A 15,604-nucleotide genomic window follows, 5' to 3' on the forward strand; every position below is an offset into this window, starting at 1 on the left:
GATAGGGTTCCAGCACGTCCACGGGCGCGCGAGCGCGGGCGAACTGTCACGTGAACGGTCGAACGAGCAAGGGAGCGACAAGGTGTCCGGTGGAGAGGTCGCGGGCCTCGTCGTCGCCGTGTTCTGGGCCGTGCTGGTGACGCTGCTCGCCGTCGTCCTGGTCCGCCTCGCCGGCGCGCTGCGCCAGGCCACGACCCTGGTCGCCGCGGTCACCGAGCGCACCGTCCCGCTGCTCGACGAAGCCGCCGAGACCCTGCGCGCCGCCAACGACCAGCTGGTCCGCGTCGACGAGATCACCGCGAACGTCCAGGATGCCGCGGCCAACGCCAACGCGCTGTCCTCGACCATGGCAGCCACCCTGGGCGGCCCGCTGGTGAAGCTCTCCGCGTTCAGCTACGGGGTGCGCAGTGCCGTCGCCCGGCAGCGCTCCGCCGGGCGCCCCGAACGCTGGGTGCCGCAGCAGACCGAGCGGGAGCTGATCGCGCGGATGGTCAAGGCGGAGGTGCAGGCCGCCACCGCGCGGCGCCGCGGCGGGCTGTCGCGGCTGATCGGACTCGGGGCCGGAAGGAAGGGCTGAGCACGATGCGTCGGATCTTCTGGATGGCAGTCGGCGCGGGTGCGACCGTATGGACCCTCAACAAGGCCAACCGGGTCGTCCGCAGCCTCACCCCGGGCAGCCTGGCCGACAGCGCCGCCCGCGGCGCGGTCGACCTCGGCGAGGCCGTACGCTCCTTCGCGGGCGAGGTGCGCTCCGGCATGGCCCAGCGCGAGCTGGAGCTCAACCGCCAACTCGGCCTGGACGGCAGCGTCCTGGCGGCACCCGGCCGCGCGGACGCGCCCGTGCTGCGCGGCACGTTCGTACGCACCGCACTGCACGGCTCTGCGCAACCTGGCGCAGCCATCGACATGCCTCAGCAACGCCGGAACGAGGACAACCGTGACTCCTCCACCCCCTGACGAGGGCGGCTTCTCACTCGGTCGCCGTGACGGCCTCATGACGGCCAAGCCCTGACCGCTGCCCTGGGGCAGGCTTCAGACACCAGCGCTGTGCCGGGCTGACGCCCGGAGATTCTCATGAAGGAGTACACAATGGAGTCGGCTGAGATCCGCCGCCGCTGGCTGCGATTCTTCGAGGAGCGCGGTCACACCGTCGTCCCTTCGGCGTCGCTGATCGCAGACGACCCGACGCTGCTGCTGGTCCCCGCCGGCATGGTGCCCTTCAAGCCGTACTTCCTCGGCGAGGTCAAGCCGCCCTTCGCGCGTGCCACCAGCGTGCAGAAGTGCGTCCGCACGCCGGACATCGAGGAGGTCGGCAAGACCACCCGGCACGGCACCTTCTTCCAGATGTGCGGCAACTTCTCCTTCGGTGACTACTTCAAGGAGGGGGCGATCGGCTACGCGTGGGAGCTGCTGACCGCCTCCGTCGCCGACGGCGGCTACGGCCTTGACCCGGAGCGGCTCTGGATCACCGTCTACAAGGACGACGACGAGGCCGAGTCGATCTGGCGCGACAAGATCGGCGTCCCGGCCGAACGTATCCAGCGCCTGGGCAAGAAGGACAACTACTGGTCCATGGGCGTCCCCGGCCCCTGCGGCCCCTGCTCGGAGATCAACTACGACCGCGGTCCCGAGTTCGGCGTCGAGGGCGGCCCCGCCGTCAACGACGAGCGCTACGTGGAGATCTGGAACCTGGTCTTCATGCAGTACGAGCGCGGCGCGGGCGACGGCAAGGAGGACTTCCCGATCCTCGGCGACCTCCCCGCCAAGAACATCGACACCGGCCTCGGCCTGGAACGCCTCGCGATGATCCTGCAGGACGTGCAGAACATGTACGAGACCGACACGCTGCGGGTGGTGATGGACACGGCCACCGCGCTGACCGGCGTCCAGTACGGCGCGGCGCACGGCTCGGACGTGTCGCTGCGCGTCGTGGCCGACCACATGCGCACCTCGGTGATGCTCATCGGCGACGGCGTCACCCCCGGCAACGAGGGCCGGGGCTACGTGCTCCGCCGCATCATGCGCCGCGCGATCCGCAACATGCGGCTGCTCGGCGCGCCGGGCCTGGTCGTCGGCGAGCTGGTCGACACCGTCATCTCCACGATGGGGCAGCAGTACCCCGAACTGGAGGCCGACCGGAAGCGCATCGAGGCCGTTGCGCTGGGCGAGGAGGGCGCGTTCAACCAGACCCTGAGGGCCGGCACCAGCATCCTGGACAGCGCCGTCGCCGAGGCCAAGTCCGCAGGCAGCACCACACTGGCCGGCGACAAGGCGTTCCAGCTCCACGACACCTACGGCTTCCCCATCGACCTCACCCTGGAGATGGCCGCCGAGCAGGGCGTCTCGGTGGACGAGGACGGCTTCCGCCGCCTGATGAAGGAGCAGCGGGACCGGGCCAAGGCCGACGCCAAGGCCAAGAAGATGGGCCACGCCGACGTGTCGGCGTACCGGGACGTCGCCGACCGCTCCGGCACCACCGACTTCATCGGCTACACGGGCGTGATGGGCGAGGCCACCGTCGTGGGCCTGCTGGTGGACGGGGTGCCGGCTCCGGCCGCGCACGAGGGCGACGAGGTCGAGGTGATCCTGGACCGCACCCCCTTCTACGCCGAGGGCGGTGGCCAGCTCGCCGACCACGGCCGGATCCGGCTGGACTCCGGCACCGTGGTCGAGGTTCGCGACGTGCAGCAGCCCGTCAAGGGCCTGACCGTGCACAAGGGCAGCGTGCTGGTCGGCGAGGTGGTGCTGGGTGCCATCGCGTACGCGCAGGTGGACGCCGACCGGCGCCGGTCGGTGTCGCGCGCCCACTCCGCGACCCACCTCACCCACCAGGCGCTGCGTGACGCGCTCGGCCCCACGGCCGCCCAGGCGGGTTCCGAGAACGCCCCTGGCCGGTTCCGCTTCGACTTCGGCTCGCCGACGGCGATCCCCGGCTCTGTGCTCACCGACGTCGAGCAGAAGATCAACGAGGTGCTGGCCCGTGAGCTGGACGTCACCGCCGAGATCCTGACCATGGACGAGGCCCGCAAGCAGGGCGCCATCGCCATGTTCGGCGAGAAGTACGGCGACGCGGTGCGGGTGGTCACCATCGGCGACTACTCCAAGGAGCTGTGCGGCGGCACGCACGTCGCCAACACCTCGCAACTGGGCCTGGTGAAGCTGCTCGGCGAGTCCTCGATCGGCGCCGGTGTGCGCCGGGTCGAGGCGCTGGTCGGCGTGGACGCCTACAAGTTCCTGGCGCGCGAGCACACCGTGGTCGCGCAGCTCACCGAGCTGGTCAAGGGCCGTCCCGAGGAGCTTCCGGAGAAGATCGCCGGGGTGCTGGGCAAGCTCAAGGACGCGGAGAAGGAGATCGAGCGCTTCCGCGCCGAGAAGGTGCTGCAGGCCGCGGCCGGGCTGGCCGCGCAGGCCGAGGACGTCGCGGGCGTGGCACTGGTCGCCGCGCGGGTGCCCGACGGCACGTCGGCGGACGACCTGCGCCGGCTCGTGCTGGACGTGCGGCAGCGGCTCGCCCAGGCCGCCGGCGGGAGCGACCGCCCGTCCGTGGTCGCGGTGTTCACCGTGGCCAACGGCCGTCCGCTGACCGTCATCGCCACCAACGAGGCGGCGCGCGAGCGCGGCGTCAAGGCCGGTGCGCTGGTGCGGACCGCCGCGAAGACCCTCGGTGGCGGGGGTGGCGGCAAGGACGACGTGGCCCAGGGCGGCGGCACCGACGCGGGCGCCGTGGACCAAGCCATCGCTGCGGTGCGGCGCGAGATCGGCCAGGCATGACCGACGGCGCCATGACCGAGCGTACGTTCCGGCGGGGGCGGCGGATCGGCGTGGACGTGGGCGACGCCCGGATCGGGGTCGCCTCCTGCGACCCTGACGGGATGCTGGCCACGCCCGTCGAGACCGTCCCCGCCGGGCCGGCCTCCCAGGCGCGGCTGGTGGCCATTGCCGAGGAGTACGCGGCGGTCGAGGTGGTGGTCGGGCTGCCGCGCTCCCTGAACGGGGGCGAGGGCCCGGCCGCCGCCAAGGTGCGGGTGTACGCGGGCGAGTTGGCGGCGCGGCTGGCCCCGGTGCCGGTGCGGCTGGTGGACGAGCGGATGTCCACGGTCACCGCCACGCACGGGCTCCGTGCGTCGGGAGTGAAGGCCAAGAAGGGCCGTTCGGTGATCGACCAGGCCGCGGCCGTGGTGATCCTGCAGAGCGCGCTGGACGGGGAGAAGGCGGCGGGCCGCCCTCCTGGGCAGCGAGTGGAGCCGGCGCAGCCCGCAGCAGGGGACGATCCGGGGAGGCCGAATGAGTGAGCTGGGTCATACGAGTGGCGAGGGCACCGTGTGCTGACGGCCCCTTAGCGGATGATTTGTCCTACTGCGAAACCAGGTCCCGGATACTTTAGGGTAACGTTCCGCAGCACGGCGGGCCGATGGCACGTCGGTTCGATCGTCGGCGGGGAAGTCCCGTCCGGCCGGAGGGGGATACCGGTCGCCACGTCGTCCAAGGGGAAGCATGACCGACCAGGGCCGGGGCTACGGCACCGCACCATGGGGCCACGGGGACCCGAACCAGGGCGCTCCCTATCCAGGGTCCGTCGGCTACCAGCACGCCCCGGGCTGGGGTGACCCGCAGACCGAGGACCCGTACGGCACCGGACGGCAGCCCGTGTACCCGGGCCAGCAGCAGGCCCCGCAGCCGCAGCAGCCCATGCACCCCTACCCCCAGCAGGCGCCGCAGCCGCAGCAGCCAATGCGGCCCTACCCGCCGCAGCCGTACCCCCGGCAGGCGTATCCGCAGCAGGCTCGCCCCGCGCCGGCTCCCGGCCCCATGCTGGGCCCGGACGGCATCGACTGGGAGGCCGAGGCCGCCGCGCTCGACGCCCAGGCCGAGGCCCCGGTGTACGCGGGCGGGGAGGGACACGGAACACACGAGGAGTTCCCCGAGGGCGGTCACGACGCCGGATCGCACGACGGCGGGGACCACGACACCGGCGGCTTCTTCGCCGGGCACGAGGACGGCTACGACGACGAGGAGGAGGGCTACCAGCCCTTCCTCGCCGCGGAGGACGACAGCCGCAGCGGCGAGCGCCGCCGCAAGCAGCAGGGCCGGTCCGAGCGCAAGCGCAGCGGGGTGGCCTGCCTGGGCATCTCGCTGCTGCTGGTCGCGGGCGTCGCGGCCGGCGGCTACTACGGCTACGGCTTCTACCAGAAGCACTTCGGGCCGGCGCCGGACTATGCGGGCGCCGGCATCAACGGCACGGTGACGGTCACCATCCCGAAGGGCGCGGTCGGTTGGGACATGGCCAACGCGCTCAAGACGGTGGGGGTGGTGAAGAGCGCCCAGGCGTTCGTCGACGCCTACAACAAGAACGCCAAGGCTGCCAGCATCCAGCCCGGCTCCTACACCATGCACCTGCAGATGTCGGGCACTGCCGCGGTGGCGTTCCTGGTCGACGCCAACGGCGGCGACGCGCTGATCATCCCCGAGGGCCTGCGCGCGACGGACATATACCCGAGGATCGACGCCAAGCTCGGCCTGCCCGCGGGCAGCACCGCCGCCGCTGCCAAGGCCGATGTCGGCAAGCTCGGCCTGCCCGCCTACGCGAACGGCAACATCGAGGGCTTCCTCTGGCCGACGCGCTACTCGGTCGCCAAGGGCATGACGCCCGACGACCTGCTGAAGCAGATGGTCGCGAACACGGTCGAGAAGTTCCAGTCGCTGCAGATGGACGCGGGCGCGTCCGGCGCCAAGCTCACCACGGGCTACCAGGTGCTGATCGAGGCGAGCATCCTGCAGGCCGAGGGCAACAACTCGCAGGACTTCGGGAAGATCGCCCGGGTGCTGAACAACCGCCTCAACAGCACCGCGACCCAGGGCAAGCTCGGGCTCGACACGACCCTGCAGTACTTCCTGAACAGCAAGACCTTCACCAACAAGCAGAAGGACTCGATCACCTCCGGCTACAACACCTATGTGAGCAAGGGCCTGCCGCCCGGGCCGATCAGCAACCCGGGTGACGCGGCGATCGAGGCGGTGCTCAACCCCACGCCGGGCGGCTGGTTCTACTTCATCGCGATGAACCAGAACGACACCCGCTTCGCGACGACCTTCGACGAGTTCAAGACCTATGTGAAGCAGTACTGCACCGATCACCACCAGGGCTTCGACGCCACCGCCGGACAGTGCAACTGATGCGCGCCGCCGTCCTGGGCTCGCCGATCGCGCACTCGCTCTCCCCGGTGCTGCACCGGGCGGCGTACCGGGCGCTGGGGCTGACCGACCGCCGCTACGACCGGTTCGAGGTGGACGAGGCCGCGCTGCCGGGGTTCCTCGCGGCTCTCGACGTCGAGGGCGAGGGCTGGACCGGCCTGTCGCTGACCATGCCGCTGAAGCGCGCCGTGATCCCGCTGCTGGACGAGGTCAGCGACACGGCGCTGGCCGTGGACGCCGTCAACACCGTGCTGTTCACCGCGGACGGACGGCGGACCGGTGACAACACCGACGTCCCCGGCATGGTGGCGGCGCTGCGCGAGCGCGGGGTGACGACGGTCGGGTCCGCCGCCGTGCTCGGGGCAGGGGCCACGGCCTCCTCCGCGCTGGCGGCTCTCGCTCAGGTCTGCACGGGCGAGGTGACCGCGTACGTCCGCGGCCCCGAGCGGGCGGCGCAGATGCGCGAGCTGGGGGAACGTCTCGGCGTGAAGGTCACCGCCGCGCCCTGGGAGGGCGCGGCGGAGGCGTTCAGCACGCCGTTGACGATCTCCACGACACCGGTCGGGGCGACGGACCATCTCGCGGCCTCCGTGCCGCCCTCTCCTGGCGCACTGTTCGACGTGCTCTACCACCCGTGGCCGACTGCGCTCGCCGCTGCCTGGTCACACTGCAATGGCACCGTTATGGGAGGCCTCGACCTCCTGGTGCACCAGGCAGCACTGCAGTGCGAGCTGTTCACCGGCATCACCCCGGCCCCCCTCGCGGCCATGCGCGCCGCCGGCGAGGCCGCCCTCGCCGCCTGACCGCGCAGGTCCGCAACCTGGACGGAATTCTGACCTCCGGCTCCTGTCGTGGGAGGATCGTTCCGACGCACGACAGGATCTAGAAGGAGCACCGTTGGGTACCTTGCGCTGGCTGACGGCGGGGGAGTCGCACGGCCCCGCACTCGTGGCGACGCTGGAGGGCCTTCCGGCCGGCGTCCCCGTCACCACCGAGACGGTCGCGGACGCGCTCGCGCGGCGCCGGCTCGGCTACGGACGCGGTGCCCGGATGAAGTTCGAGCAGGACCAGGTCACCTTCCTCGGCGGCGTCCGCCACGGCCTGACCCTCGGCAGCCCGGTCGCCGTCATGGTGGGCAACACCGAGTGGCCCAAGTGGGACCAGGTCATGTCGGCCGACCCGGTCGACCCCGAGATCCTTGCCGGACTGGCCCGCAACGAGCCGCTCACCCGTCCCCGCCCCGGTCACGCCGACCTCGCGGGCATGCAGAAGTACTCCCTGGACGAGGCCCGGCCGATCCTGGAGCGCGCCAGCGCCCGCGAGACCGCGGCCAGGGTCGCCCTCGGCGCCGTCGCCCGCTCCTACCTCAAGGAGACCTGCGGCATCGAGCTGGTCTCGCACGTGGTCGAGCTCGGCGCGGCCAAGGCCCCCGCCGGGCTGCTGCCCCTGCCCGCCGACGAGGCGCGGCTGGACGAGGTGCCGGTGCGCTGCCTGGACGTGGACGCCGCGAAGGCGATGGTCGCCGAGATCGACCAGGCCCACCAGGACGGCGACACCCTCGGCGGGGTCGTCGAGGTGCTGGCCTACGGCCTGCCGCCGGGCCTCGGCTCCCACGTGCACTGGGACCGTCGCCTGGATGCCCGGCTGGCCGCCGCCCTGATGGGCATTCAGGCCATCAAGGGCGTCGAGGTCGGCGACGGCTTCGAGCTCGCCCGAATCCCCGGCTCGCAGGCCCATGACGAGATCGTGCCGGGACCGGACGGCGTGCGCCGCACCTCGGGACGCTCCGGCGGCACCGAGGGCGGCCTCTCCACCGGTGAACTACTGCGGGTCCGCGCCGCGATGAAGCCCATCGCCACCGTGCCGCGTGCCCTGGCCACCGTCGACGTGCGCACCGGCGAGCCCGCCAAGGCCCACCACCAGCGCTCCGACGTCTGCGCCGTCCCGGCAGCCGGGATCGTCGCCGAAGCGATGGTCGCGCTGGTGCTCGCCGATGCCGTCGCCGAGAAGTTCGGCGGCGACAACGTCAGCGAGACCCGCCGCAACGTCCAGGGTTACCTCGACAACCTCGTCGTCCGATGACCGGCGGGTCGAACGGCCCCTCGGTGGTCCTGGTCGGTCCGCCGGGTTCCGGCAAGTCCACGGTGGGCGCGATCGTCGCCGAGCGCCTGGGCGCCGCCTACCGCGACACGGACGCCGACATCGTCGCCACCGCGGGCAAGCCCGTCGCGGACATCTTCCTCGACGAGGGCGAGCCGCACTTCCGCGCCCTGGAGGCGGCCGCGGTGCGCACCGCCCTGGTCGAGCACGAGGGCGTGCTGTCGCTCGGCGGCGGCGCGATCCTGCGCGAGGACACCCGAGCGCTGCTTGCCACCCACCCCGTGGTGTTCCTCGACGTGACCCTGCACGACGCGGTCAAGCGCGTCGGCCTGGACGCCCCGCGGCCGCTGCTCATCGGCAACCCCCGGGCGCGCTGGCGCGAACTCATGGCCCAGCGCCGTCCGCTGTACTCCGAGGTCGCCCGCGTGGTCGTGGCCACCGACGGCCTCACGCCCGAGCAGGTGGCCGACGCCGTCCTCACCGCCCTTGAGCTGGAGAAGGCATGACAGACAGTCAGGCAGCGAATGCGCACGACGTGACCCGGGTCCGCGTCGGCGGCACCGCGGGCACTGCCCCGTACGACGTGCTGCTCGGCCACAACCTGCTCGGCGAACTCGCAGCGCTGATCGGCGGCTCCGCCCAGCGCGTCGCGGTGATCCACCCCGAGGCGCTGTCCGCCACCGGCGACGCGATCCGCGACGACCTCGCGGCGCAGGGATACCAGGCCATCGCCCTGCAGGTGCCCAACGCCGAGGAGGCGAAGAGCGCCGAGGTCGCCGCGTACTGTTGGTCGGTGCTGGGGCAGACCGGCTTCACCCGCACCGACGTGATCGTCGGCGTCGGCGGCGGGGCGACCACCGACCTGGCCGGCTTCGTCGCCGCGTCCTGGCTGCGCGGGGTGCGCTGGATCGCCATGCCCACCACCCTGCTGGGCATGGTGGACGCCGCCGTGGGCGGCAAGACCGGCATCAACATCGCCGAGGGCAAGAACCTCGTCGGCGCGTTCCACCCCCCGGCCGGGGTCCTCGCCGATCTGGCGACGCTGGACTCACTGCCGCGCAACGACTACATCAGCGGGCTGGCCGAGGTCATCAAGACCGGCTTCATCGCCGACCCGGTGATCCTGGACCTGGTCGAGGCCGATCCGCAGGCCGCCACCACGCCCCAGGGACCGCACACCGCCGAGTTGATCGAGCGGTCCATCAAGGTCAAGGCCGAGGTCGTCTCCGGCGACCTCAAGGAGTCGGGCCGCCGCGAGATCCTCAACTACGGCCACACCCTCGCCCACGCCATTGAGCGCAACGAGCGCTACAAGTGGCGGCACGGCGCGGCGGTCAGCGTGGGCATGGTCTTCGCCGCCGAACTCGGCCGCCTCGCCGGGCGGTTGGACGACGCCACCGCCGACCGTCACCGGGCCGTACTGGCGTCCGTGGGCCTGCCGCTGACGTACCAGGCCGACGCCTGGCCGAAGCTGCTGGACACCATGAGGCTCGACAAGAAGTCCCGCGCGGACATGCTGCGGTTCATCGTCCTGGACGGTCTGGCCAAGCCGACCGTGCTGGAGGCCCCCGACCCCACGCTGCTGGTCGCCGCATACGCCGAGGTGGCGAAGTGACGGAGCGTCAAGCGGGGCGCACGGACGGACCGCAGCGGGTGCTGGTGCTCAACGGGCCCAACCTGGGTCGGCTGGGCAGCCGCGAGCCCGACGTCTACGGTTCCACGACCTACGCCGGTCTGGTGGAGCGCTGCACCGCCCTCGGCAAGGAGTTGGGCCTGGCCGTCGAGGTCCGCGAGACCAACGACGAGGGCGAGATGATCCGCTGGCTGCACGAGGCGGCCGACGGCCGACTGCCCGTGGTCATCAACCCCGGCGCGTTCACCCACTACTCGTACGCTGTGCGGGACGCCGCCGCGCAACGCACGGCGCCGCTGATCGAGGTCCACATCTCCAACCCGCACGCCCGTGAGGAGTTCCGGCACACCTCGGTGATCTCGGCCGTCGCCTCCGGCACCATCGCCGGTTTCGGCATCGGCTCCTACGAGCTCGCCCTGCGCGCCCTGGTCTGAGACCTCCGAGCCGGGCCCTCTTGCATGAAACCCCGCGCCCACTCGTAACGTTGACAGGGTGAAGGCTGCCGGGCGGCGCGGTATCGTCACCCCAGTCGTGCGGGCGAAGCGGGAGGTGGGCGGTGAGCGAGGGGCACTATCCGGGCAGTCTGCCCGCACCCACACCGGGGCCGCCCAGGGCCACACTGCAGCTGCGGGCCGTCCCCGCGTCCGCCGCCCAGGCCCCGCACACCACGCATGACACAGATGCCACACATGTCACCCAGGGCGGGCAGGGCGGGCAGGCCGGCGGCTACGGCGAGCTGCCCCATCCGCACCCGCGGCATTCCCAGCACCCGCAGACCCCGGTCGCGACCGGCCACTTCCTGCTTCCCACCCCTCCCACCGCGCCGCTTCCGCCCGGCGTCGGACACCCGCACGCCGTCCCCCTCGGCCCCGTCGCGGTCCTGCTCATCGGCCCGGCCGGCGCAGGCAAGACCTCGGTCGCCCGCCACTGGGCCGACCACCGGCGCACTCCGACCGCGCACATCAGCCTCGACGACGTCCGCGAATGGGTGCGTTCCGGCTTCGCCAACCCCCAGTCCGGGTGGAACGACCAGTCCGAGGCCCAGTACCGGCTGGCCCGTCGCACCTGCGGTTTCGCCGCCCGCAACTACCTCGCCAACGGCATCTCCTGCATCATCGACGACGCGGTGTTCCCCGACCGCCCCGCCATCGGGCTCGGCGGCTGGAAGCGCCACGTCGGCCCCGAACTGCTCCCCGTGGTCCTGCTCCCCGGCCTGGATGTGGTGCTGGCGCGCAACGCCCAGCGCTCCGGCGTCCGCCGACTGGAGGACGAGGAGGTCGCCCGGATCCACGGCCGGATGGCCGGCTGGTACGGCTCCGGACTGCCCATCATCGACAACTCCAAGCTGGACGTCCCGGGCACCGCCGCGGCCCTGGACCAGGTTCTCGCGCAAATCCTGGTAAATCACAGCCTCGCCCGACCGCGCAGCTGGTAGGCCGCAGCTGCAGCCCTCGGGCCCGCCCGGCCCTCCCGGGCGGCGGTATCCGCCGGGCGTACCTACCCTCGGAAGCATGTCCGACGTGCACGTAGAACGCCGTGACCGGCTGCGCGAGCGCTGCAGCGCCACCGGGCTCGACGCGGCGCTGATCACGCACCCCGCGAACCTCCGCTGGCTCACCGGCAGCGCAGGCGGTGCCGGTGTCGGCAGCGACAGCGCCGAAGGAGCGCGGGCGCTGCTGGTCACCCCTGCCGCGGCCGTCCTCGCCGCAGCGGGCCTGTGGTCCGACGCGGACCTGGGCGGGGGCCTCACCCGGGTCGGCACCGGTCCCGCCGACGACCCGGCGGTGGTCCTGGCGGCCCGCTGCTCCGGCGGCAGCAGCCTCGGGGTGGAGGAGCACGACCTCACCGTCGCCCGCCACCGGGCCGTCACCGCCGCTGCCTCGCTGCGGCAGATCCGGGACCTCGGCTGCGCCGTCGAGCAACTGCGCACCGTCAAGGACGAGCAGGAGCTCTCGCTGCTGCGGATCGCCGGGGAGATCGCCGACCAGGCCCTGGGCGAGCTGCTGGAGTCGATCGTGGCCGGCCGCACCGAACGGCATCTGGCCATGGAACTCGAACGGCGGATGATCGACCACGGCGCCGACGGCGCGGCCTTCCCGGTGCGCGTCGGCACCGGTGACCACTCCGGGCGCGCCGCCCACGCGTCCGGTGACCGAAGGGTCGAGGAGGGAGACTTCCTCACCGTCGCCCTCGGAGCCTGCTACCGCGGCTACCGGGTGTCGGCGACCCGGACCTTCGTGGTCGGCCTCGGGCCCGCCGACTGGCAGGCCGAGCTGCACCGGCAGGTGTTCTCCGCGCAGCGTGCCGCCCGCGAGGCCCTCGCCGTCGGAGCCGGGCAGGACGCGGCCGACCGCGCCGCGCACCGCGTGCTCGACTCGCTCGGCCACGCTTTCGGGCACCCGTACGACACCTCCGGCGCCGGTGTCGGGCTGGAGATCGGCGAGGAGCCGCACCTCGGCCTCCAGGAGTTGGGTAAGCTTGACAATCGTGTGCCGGTAACCGTCGGCGTGGGGGTCTCTCTCCCGGGTCGCGGCGGGGTCCGGATCGAGGACACGCTCGTCGTCCGGCCGTCCGAGGACGGAGGACCCGAGCTGCTCACCATCACGACCAAGGAGCTCCTCGCCCTGTGACCCTCGCGGGTCCATGGACACGACTCTTGGTTCTGTTGCTTGACAGACAGCGATATCTCAGGAGTTAGTGCGACCGTGGCTTCCACCAACGACCTCAAGAACGGCATGGTGCTCAAGCTCGACAACGGCCAGCTTTGGTCCGTCGTCGAGTTCCAGCACGTCAAGCCCGGCAAGGGCCCGGCCTTCGTGCGCACCAAGCTGAAGCACGTGCTGTCCGGCAAGGTCGTCGACAAGACCTTCAACGCCGGCGTGAAGGTCGAGACGGCCAGCGTCGACAAGCGCGGGATGCAGTTCTCGTACAAGGACGGCGAGGACTTCGTGTTCATGGACATGGACACCTACGACCAGATCCACATCACCCGCGCGGTGCTCGGCGACAACGCCAACTACCTGCTCGAGGGCTTCGAGGCCACCGTGGCCATGTACGAGGGCGCGCCGCTCTACGTCGAGCTGCCGACCTCGGTCGAGCTGGTCATCGAGTACACCGAGCCCGGTGTCCAGGGCGACCGCTCCACCGGCGGCACCAAGCCCGCCCGCCTGGAGACCGGCCACGAGATCGGCGTCCCGCTGTTCATCACCACCGGTGAGAAGATCAAGGTCGACACCCGCACCGGCGACTACCTCGGCCGGGTGAACAGCTAACCGTGTCCACAGCACGCAACAAGGCCCGCACGCGCGCCTTCCAGATCCTCTTCGAGGCGGACCACCGGGGCGTCGCCCCGCAGTCCGTCCTCGCTGACTGGGTGCGCCGCGCCCGGACCCCGGACGAGGGAACGCCGCAGGTCAGCGAATACACGATGGAGCTGGTCGAGGGCTACACCCAGCACGCCGCCAGGATCGACGACCTGCTCGCGACCTACGCGGTGGGCTGGACGCTCGACCGGATGCCCATCGTGGACCGCAACGTGCTGCGCCTGGGCGCGTACGAGCTGATCTGGGAGGACGGCGTCCCGGACGCGGTCGTCCTGGACGAGGCCGTGGAGATCGCCAAGGAGTTCTCCACGGACGACTCCCCGGCGTTCGTCAACGGGCTACTGGCCCGGTTGAAGGAGCTCAAGCCCTCGCTGCGCGCCACGCGCGACTAGCCAGGGCCTGTCCGTAAGGCCTCGGAGGCCCGGTTCGACCCGGACGGGACGTGCCGGGCTTTCTCTGCGCCACGGAGCGTCACGTTTGGTGACAGAGTTGTGACAGAGAGTGCGTATGGGCTGCTCGGGGCGGGGGAGGACGGGAGTAGCGGCCCACCGGCCGCACCCCTTCCCGCGGTTCCCCCCAGAACCGCACCCTTGCCCAACAGGAGACCCCCATGGCCGCCAGGCACGCCCGTACCCGCCCCACCACCCGCCTCGCCGCCCCCGCGCCGTCCCCCTGCCGCGGCGTCTCCCGCCGCCACGAGGACTCCCGCTCCCGGCGCTGCGCACCCCCGGCGGCACCCGCGCCCACCCTGCTCGGCGTCATCACCAGCTGGGCCGACTTCGAGGGGCTGCGCCGCGACGGCGGTACGGAGTACGCCTCCTTCGCCGACTACCTGCGCGACCTGGAGGAACTGCTGGACGAGCTCAGCGCCGCCGGGGGCGTCGTCCGCGGGCGCGCCTTCCATCCCGGCGACCTGGTGGACTACTGCGAGCGCTGGGGCCTCTCGCCGGCCGATCCGGAGAGCCACACCGCCTACACCGCCGACCCGGCCGCCGACGTGGAGTGGGTCACCTACGAGGAGGAACCGCTGCCGGAGTTCCTGGGGCGGCTGATCCGGGCCCGCGAACGCGGACTGGTCCACCGCCGGCTGGAGCGGATGCTCGCCGAGACCGCCGAGGCCGCGCTGACCGGGACCTTCCCGCAGGAACTGCTGCGCCACGCCTACGAGCAGGGCGCCGAGGCGCTGCGGCGGATGCTGGTCGGCGCCGGCCCCGGCCGGTTCCGGTTGGTCTGCTCGGTGCGACCGCCGGAGGGGCCGGTGGAGGCCTGGGCGGACCTGCTGCTCGACCGGGACTCGGTGCTGCGGATCGAGGAGGCCGACCTGGACCTGTTCTGCTCGCTGCTGTGCACCGCCCACGCCCTGGGGCTCCCCGGCGGCGTGCTGCTGTCCGGGCACTGTGACGAACGCGGATCGGTGGCCTGGGGCTGGGCCTTCGACGGTAGCGGCTACGCCCCGAGCAACGCCGCGGACGTGCTGCTCGACCTGTCGGCGTCGGCCACGTCCTGGATCGCGGTCTGCCTGTCGGGCGCGTCGGCGGAACCCGGCTTCGCGCTTGACGAAATCGCGCTGGAGTGACCCCGGAACCGCAGGGCGGGGCGTCACCACCCAGGTGGTGACGCCCCGCCCTGCGGTGCGGACGTCAAGACCGCCGGGGTCGGGCGGGAGCAACCGCATCAGCGTCCTGAAGGTGACGGTGAGGACGACGAGAAGCAGGCGCCGGGGAGGCGGCGCCGGATCGGTGGGGTGCGCGACGATGGCTGGGGCGGTGGAGGTCGTCATCAGGTCGCTTCCGAAGTCTGCTGTGGGGAGGGGGCTGCGGGTTCCGCGCGGGACTGTGGGAGCAGCCCCGCGCGGAGATCGCGGAGGCGCCTGCTGTCAGGCCGAGGGCACCTTGTCGAGGAAGCCGTGCACGTTCTTGATCCGCCCGTCGGCATCGGCGACCAGCACGTCGAAGCCGATGACCAGCGCCTCGCCGCCCTGCGGGCCCAGCTCCCAGGTGAAGCGCGCGATGTCGTGGTGGGCGTCGACCGGACCGCCGAGGGTGAAGACCAGTCCGGAGAACTGGCCCTGCACCGCCCCGAGGGTGGCGTCGATCGCGTCCGGGCCGTCGGCGGAGACCAGCGGGTCGGTGTAGTTGCCGTCCTCGGCCCACAGGTCGGCGACGAGCCGGCGGCGGGCAGTGGGGTCGGTCTCGTTCCAGGTGGCGAGGTAGCGCTCGGCCAGGTCCTGGAGGCTGCGAAGGTCGCTCATGGCTGGTGCTCCGGTTCTCTTCTCGACTGCCGGCCGGCTGCCGGTCCGCAAGCCGGGGACTCGTTGTCCCCGCAGGTCAAGAAGCTACGCAGGAGCGGAAAACCG

Annotated in this window: 16 protein-coding genes; 15 read left to right on the plus strand and 1 reads right to left on the minus strand. The window is 72.0% G+C overall.

All coding sequences use genetic code 11. From position 1 onward, the window contains the following. The first annotated feature begins 82 nt into the window (after positions 1–82). The 15 genes from ABIA33_RS09600 to ABIA33_RS09670 all read left to right on the plus strand — a co-directional run bounded on the left by ABIA33_RS09600 (position 83) and on the right by ABIA33_RS09670 (position 14,824). Positions 83–577, plus strand: coding sequence for a DUF948 domain-containing protein (locus ABIA33_RS09600; RefSeq protein ID WP_370079267.1), 495 nt, complete (start codon positions 83–85; stop codon positions 575–577). Positions 578–582: 5 nt separating this feature from the next. After that, complete coding sequence (locus tag ABIA33_RS09605; RefSeq protein WP_370079269.1) at positions 583–957, plus strand: DUF6167 family protein; 375 nt, start codon at positions 583–585, stop codon at positions 955–957. 132 nt (positions 958–1,089) lie between these two features. Then, positions 1,090–3,771 carry an alanine--tRNA ligase gene (gene alaS / locus ABIA33_RS09610; RefSeq protein WP_370079785.1) on the plus strand — a complete coding sequence of 894 codons (2,682 nt, stop codon included), beginning with the start codon at positions 1,090–1,092 and terminating at the stop codon, positions 3,769–3,771. 11 nt (positions 3,772–3,782) lie between these two features. Further along, a complete protein-coding gene (gene ruvX, locus ABIA33_RS09615) occupies positions 3,783–4,292 on the plus strand; it encodes a Holliday junction resolvase RuvX (RefSeq protein ID WP_370079271.1) in 510 nt (169 codons plus the stop codon). Between the two features lie 202 nt (positions 4,293–4,494). Beyond that, a complete protein-coding gene (gene mltG, locus ABIA33_RS09620; protein ID WP_370079273.1) occupies positions 4,495–6,174 on the plus strand; it encodes an endolytic transglycosylase MltG in 1,680 nt (559 codons plus the stop codon). After that, complete coding sequence (locus ABIA33_RS09625) at positions 6,174–6,995, plus strand: shikimate dehydrogenase (protein ID WP_370079275.1); 822 nt, start codon at positions 6,174–6,176, stop codon at positions 6,993–6,995. The genes mltG and ABIA33_RS09625 overlap by 1 nt, the downstream gene beginning before the upstream one ends. Positions 6,996–7,089: 94 nt before the next feature. Beyond that, positions 7,090–8,274 (plus strand): chorismate synthase, encoded by a 1,185-nt coding sequence (aroC, locus tag ABIA33_RS09630; RefSeq protein WP_370079277.1) that lies wholly within the window; start codon positions 7,090–7,092, stop codon positions 8,272–8,274. After that, positions 8,271–8,798: a shikimate kinase gene (locus ABIA33_RS09635; protein ID WP_370079279.1), complete on the plus strand. Its 528-nt coding sequence runs from the start codon at positions 8,271–8,273 to the stop codon at positions 8,796–8,798. The genes aroC and ABIA33_RS09635 overlap by 4 nt, the downstream gene beginning before the upstream one ends. Continuing rightward, positions 8,795–9,907, plus strand: a complete 1,113-nt coding sequence (aroB, locus tag ABIA33_RS09640) for a 3-dehydroquinate synthase (protein WP_370079281.1) — start codon at positions 8,795–8,797, stop codon at positions 9,905–9,907. The genes ABIA33_RS09635 and aroB overlap by 4 nt, the downstream gene beginning before the upstream one ends. After that, positions 9,904–10,359: a type II 3-dehydroquinate dehydratase gene (aroQ, locus tag ABIA33_RS09645; protein ID WP_370079283.1), complete on the plus strand. Its 456-nt coding sequence runs from the start codon at positions 9,904–9,906 to the stop codon at positions 10,357–10,359. The genes aroB and aroQ overlap by 4 nt, the downstream gene beginning before the upstream one ends. Before the next feature lie 122 nt (positions 10,360–10,481). Next, positions 10,482–11,360, plus strand: coding sequence for an AAA family ATPase (locus tag ABIA33_RS09650; protein ID WP_370079285.1), 879 nt, complete (start codon positions 10,482–10,484; stop codon positions 11,358–11,360). Between the two features lie 76 nt (positions 11,361–11,436). Beyond that, on the plus strand, positions 11,437–12,555 hold the full coding sequence (locus ABIA33_RS09655) for a M24 family metallopeptidase (protein WP_370079287.1): 1,119 nt from the start codon (positions 11,437–11,439) through the stop codon (positions 12,553–12,555). A 75-nt stretch (positions 12,556–12,630) separates the two neighbouring features. Beyond that, on the plus strand, positions 12,631–13,197 hold the full coding sequence (gene efp, locus ABIA33_RS09660) for an elongation factor P (RefSeq protein WP_370079289.1): 567 nt from the start codon (positions 12,631–12,633) through the stop codon (positions 13,195–13,197). 2 nt (positions 13,198–13,199) lie between these two features. Then, positions 13,200–13,640 carry a transcription antitermination factor NusB gene (nusB, locus tag ABIA33_RS09665; protein ID WP_370079291.1) on the plus strand — a complete coding sequence of 147 codons (441 nt, stop codon included), beginning with the start codon at positions 13,200–13,202 and terminating at the stop codon, positions 13,638–13,640. A 218-nt stretch (positions 13,641–13,858) separates the two neighbouring features. Continuing rightward, entirely contained in the window at positions 13,859–14,824 is a 966-nt protein-coding gene (locus tag ABIA33_RS09670) for a hypothetical protein (RefSeq protein WP_370079293.1), read from the plus strand. A 300-nt stretch (positions 14,825–15,124) separates the two neighbouring features. Here the strand turns inward: ABIA33_RS09670 and ABIA33_RS09675 are convergent, their stop codons facing one another. Then, positions 15,125–15,499: a nuclear transport factor 2 family protein gene (locus ABIA33_RS09675; RefSeq protein WP_370079295.1), complete on the minus strand. Its 375-nt coding sequence runs from the start codon at positions 15,497–15,499 to the stop codon at positions 15,125–15,127. Between the last annotated feature and the right edge of the window lie 105 nt (positions 15,500–15,604).

The organism is Streptacidiphilus sp. MAP12-16 (assembly GCF_041262165.1).
GTDB lineage: Bacteria > Actinomycetota > Actinomycetes > Streptomycetales > Streptomycetaceae > Streptacidiphilus.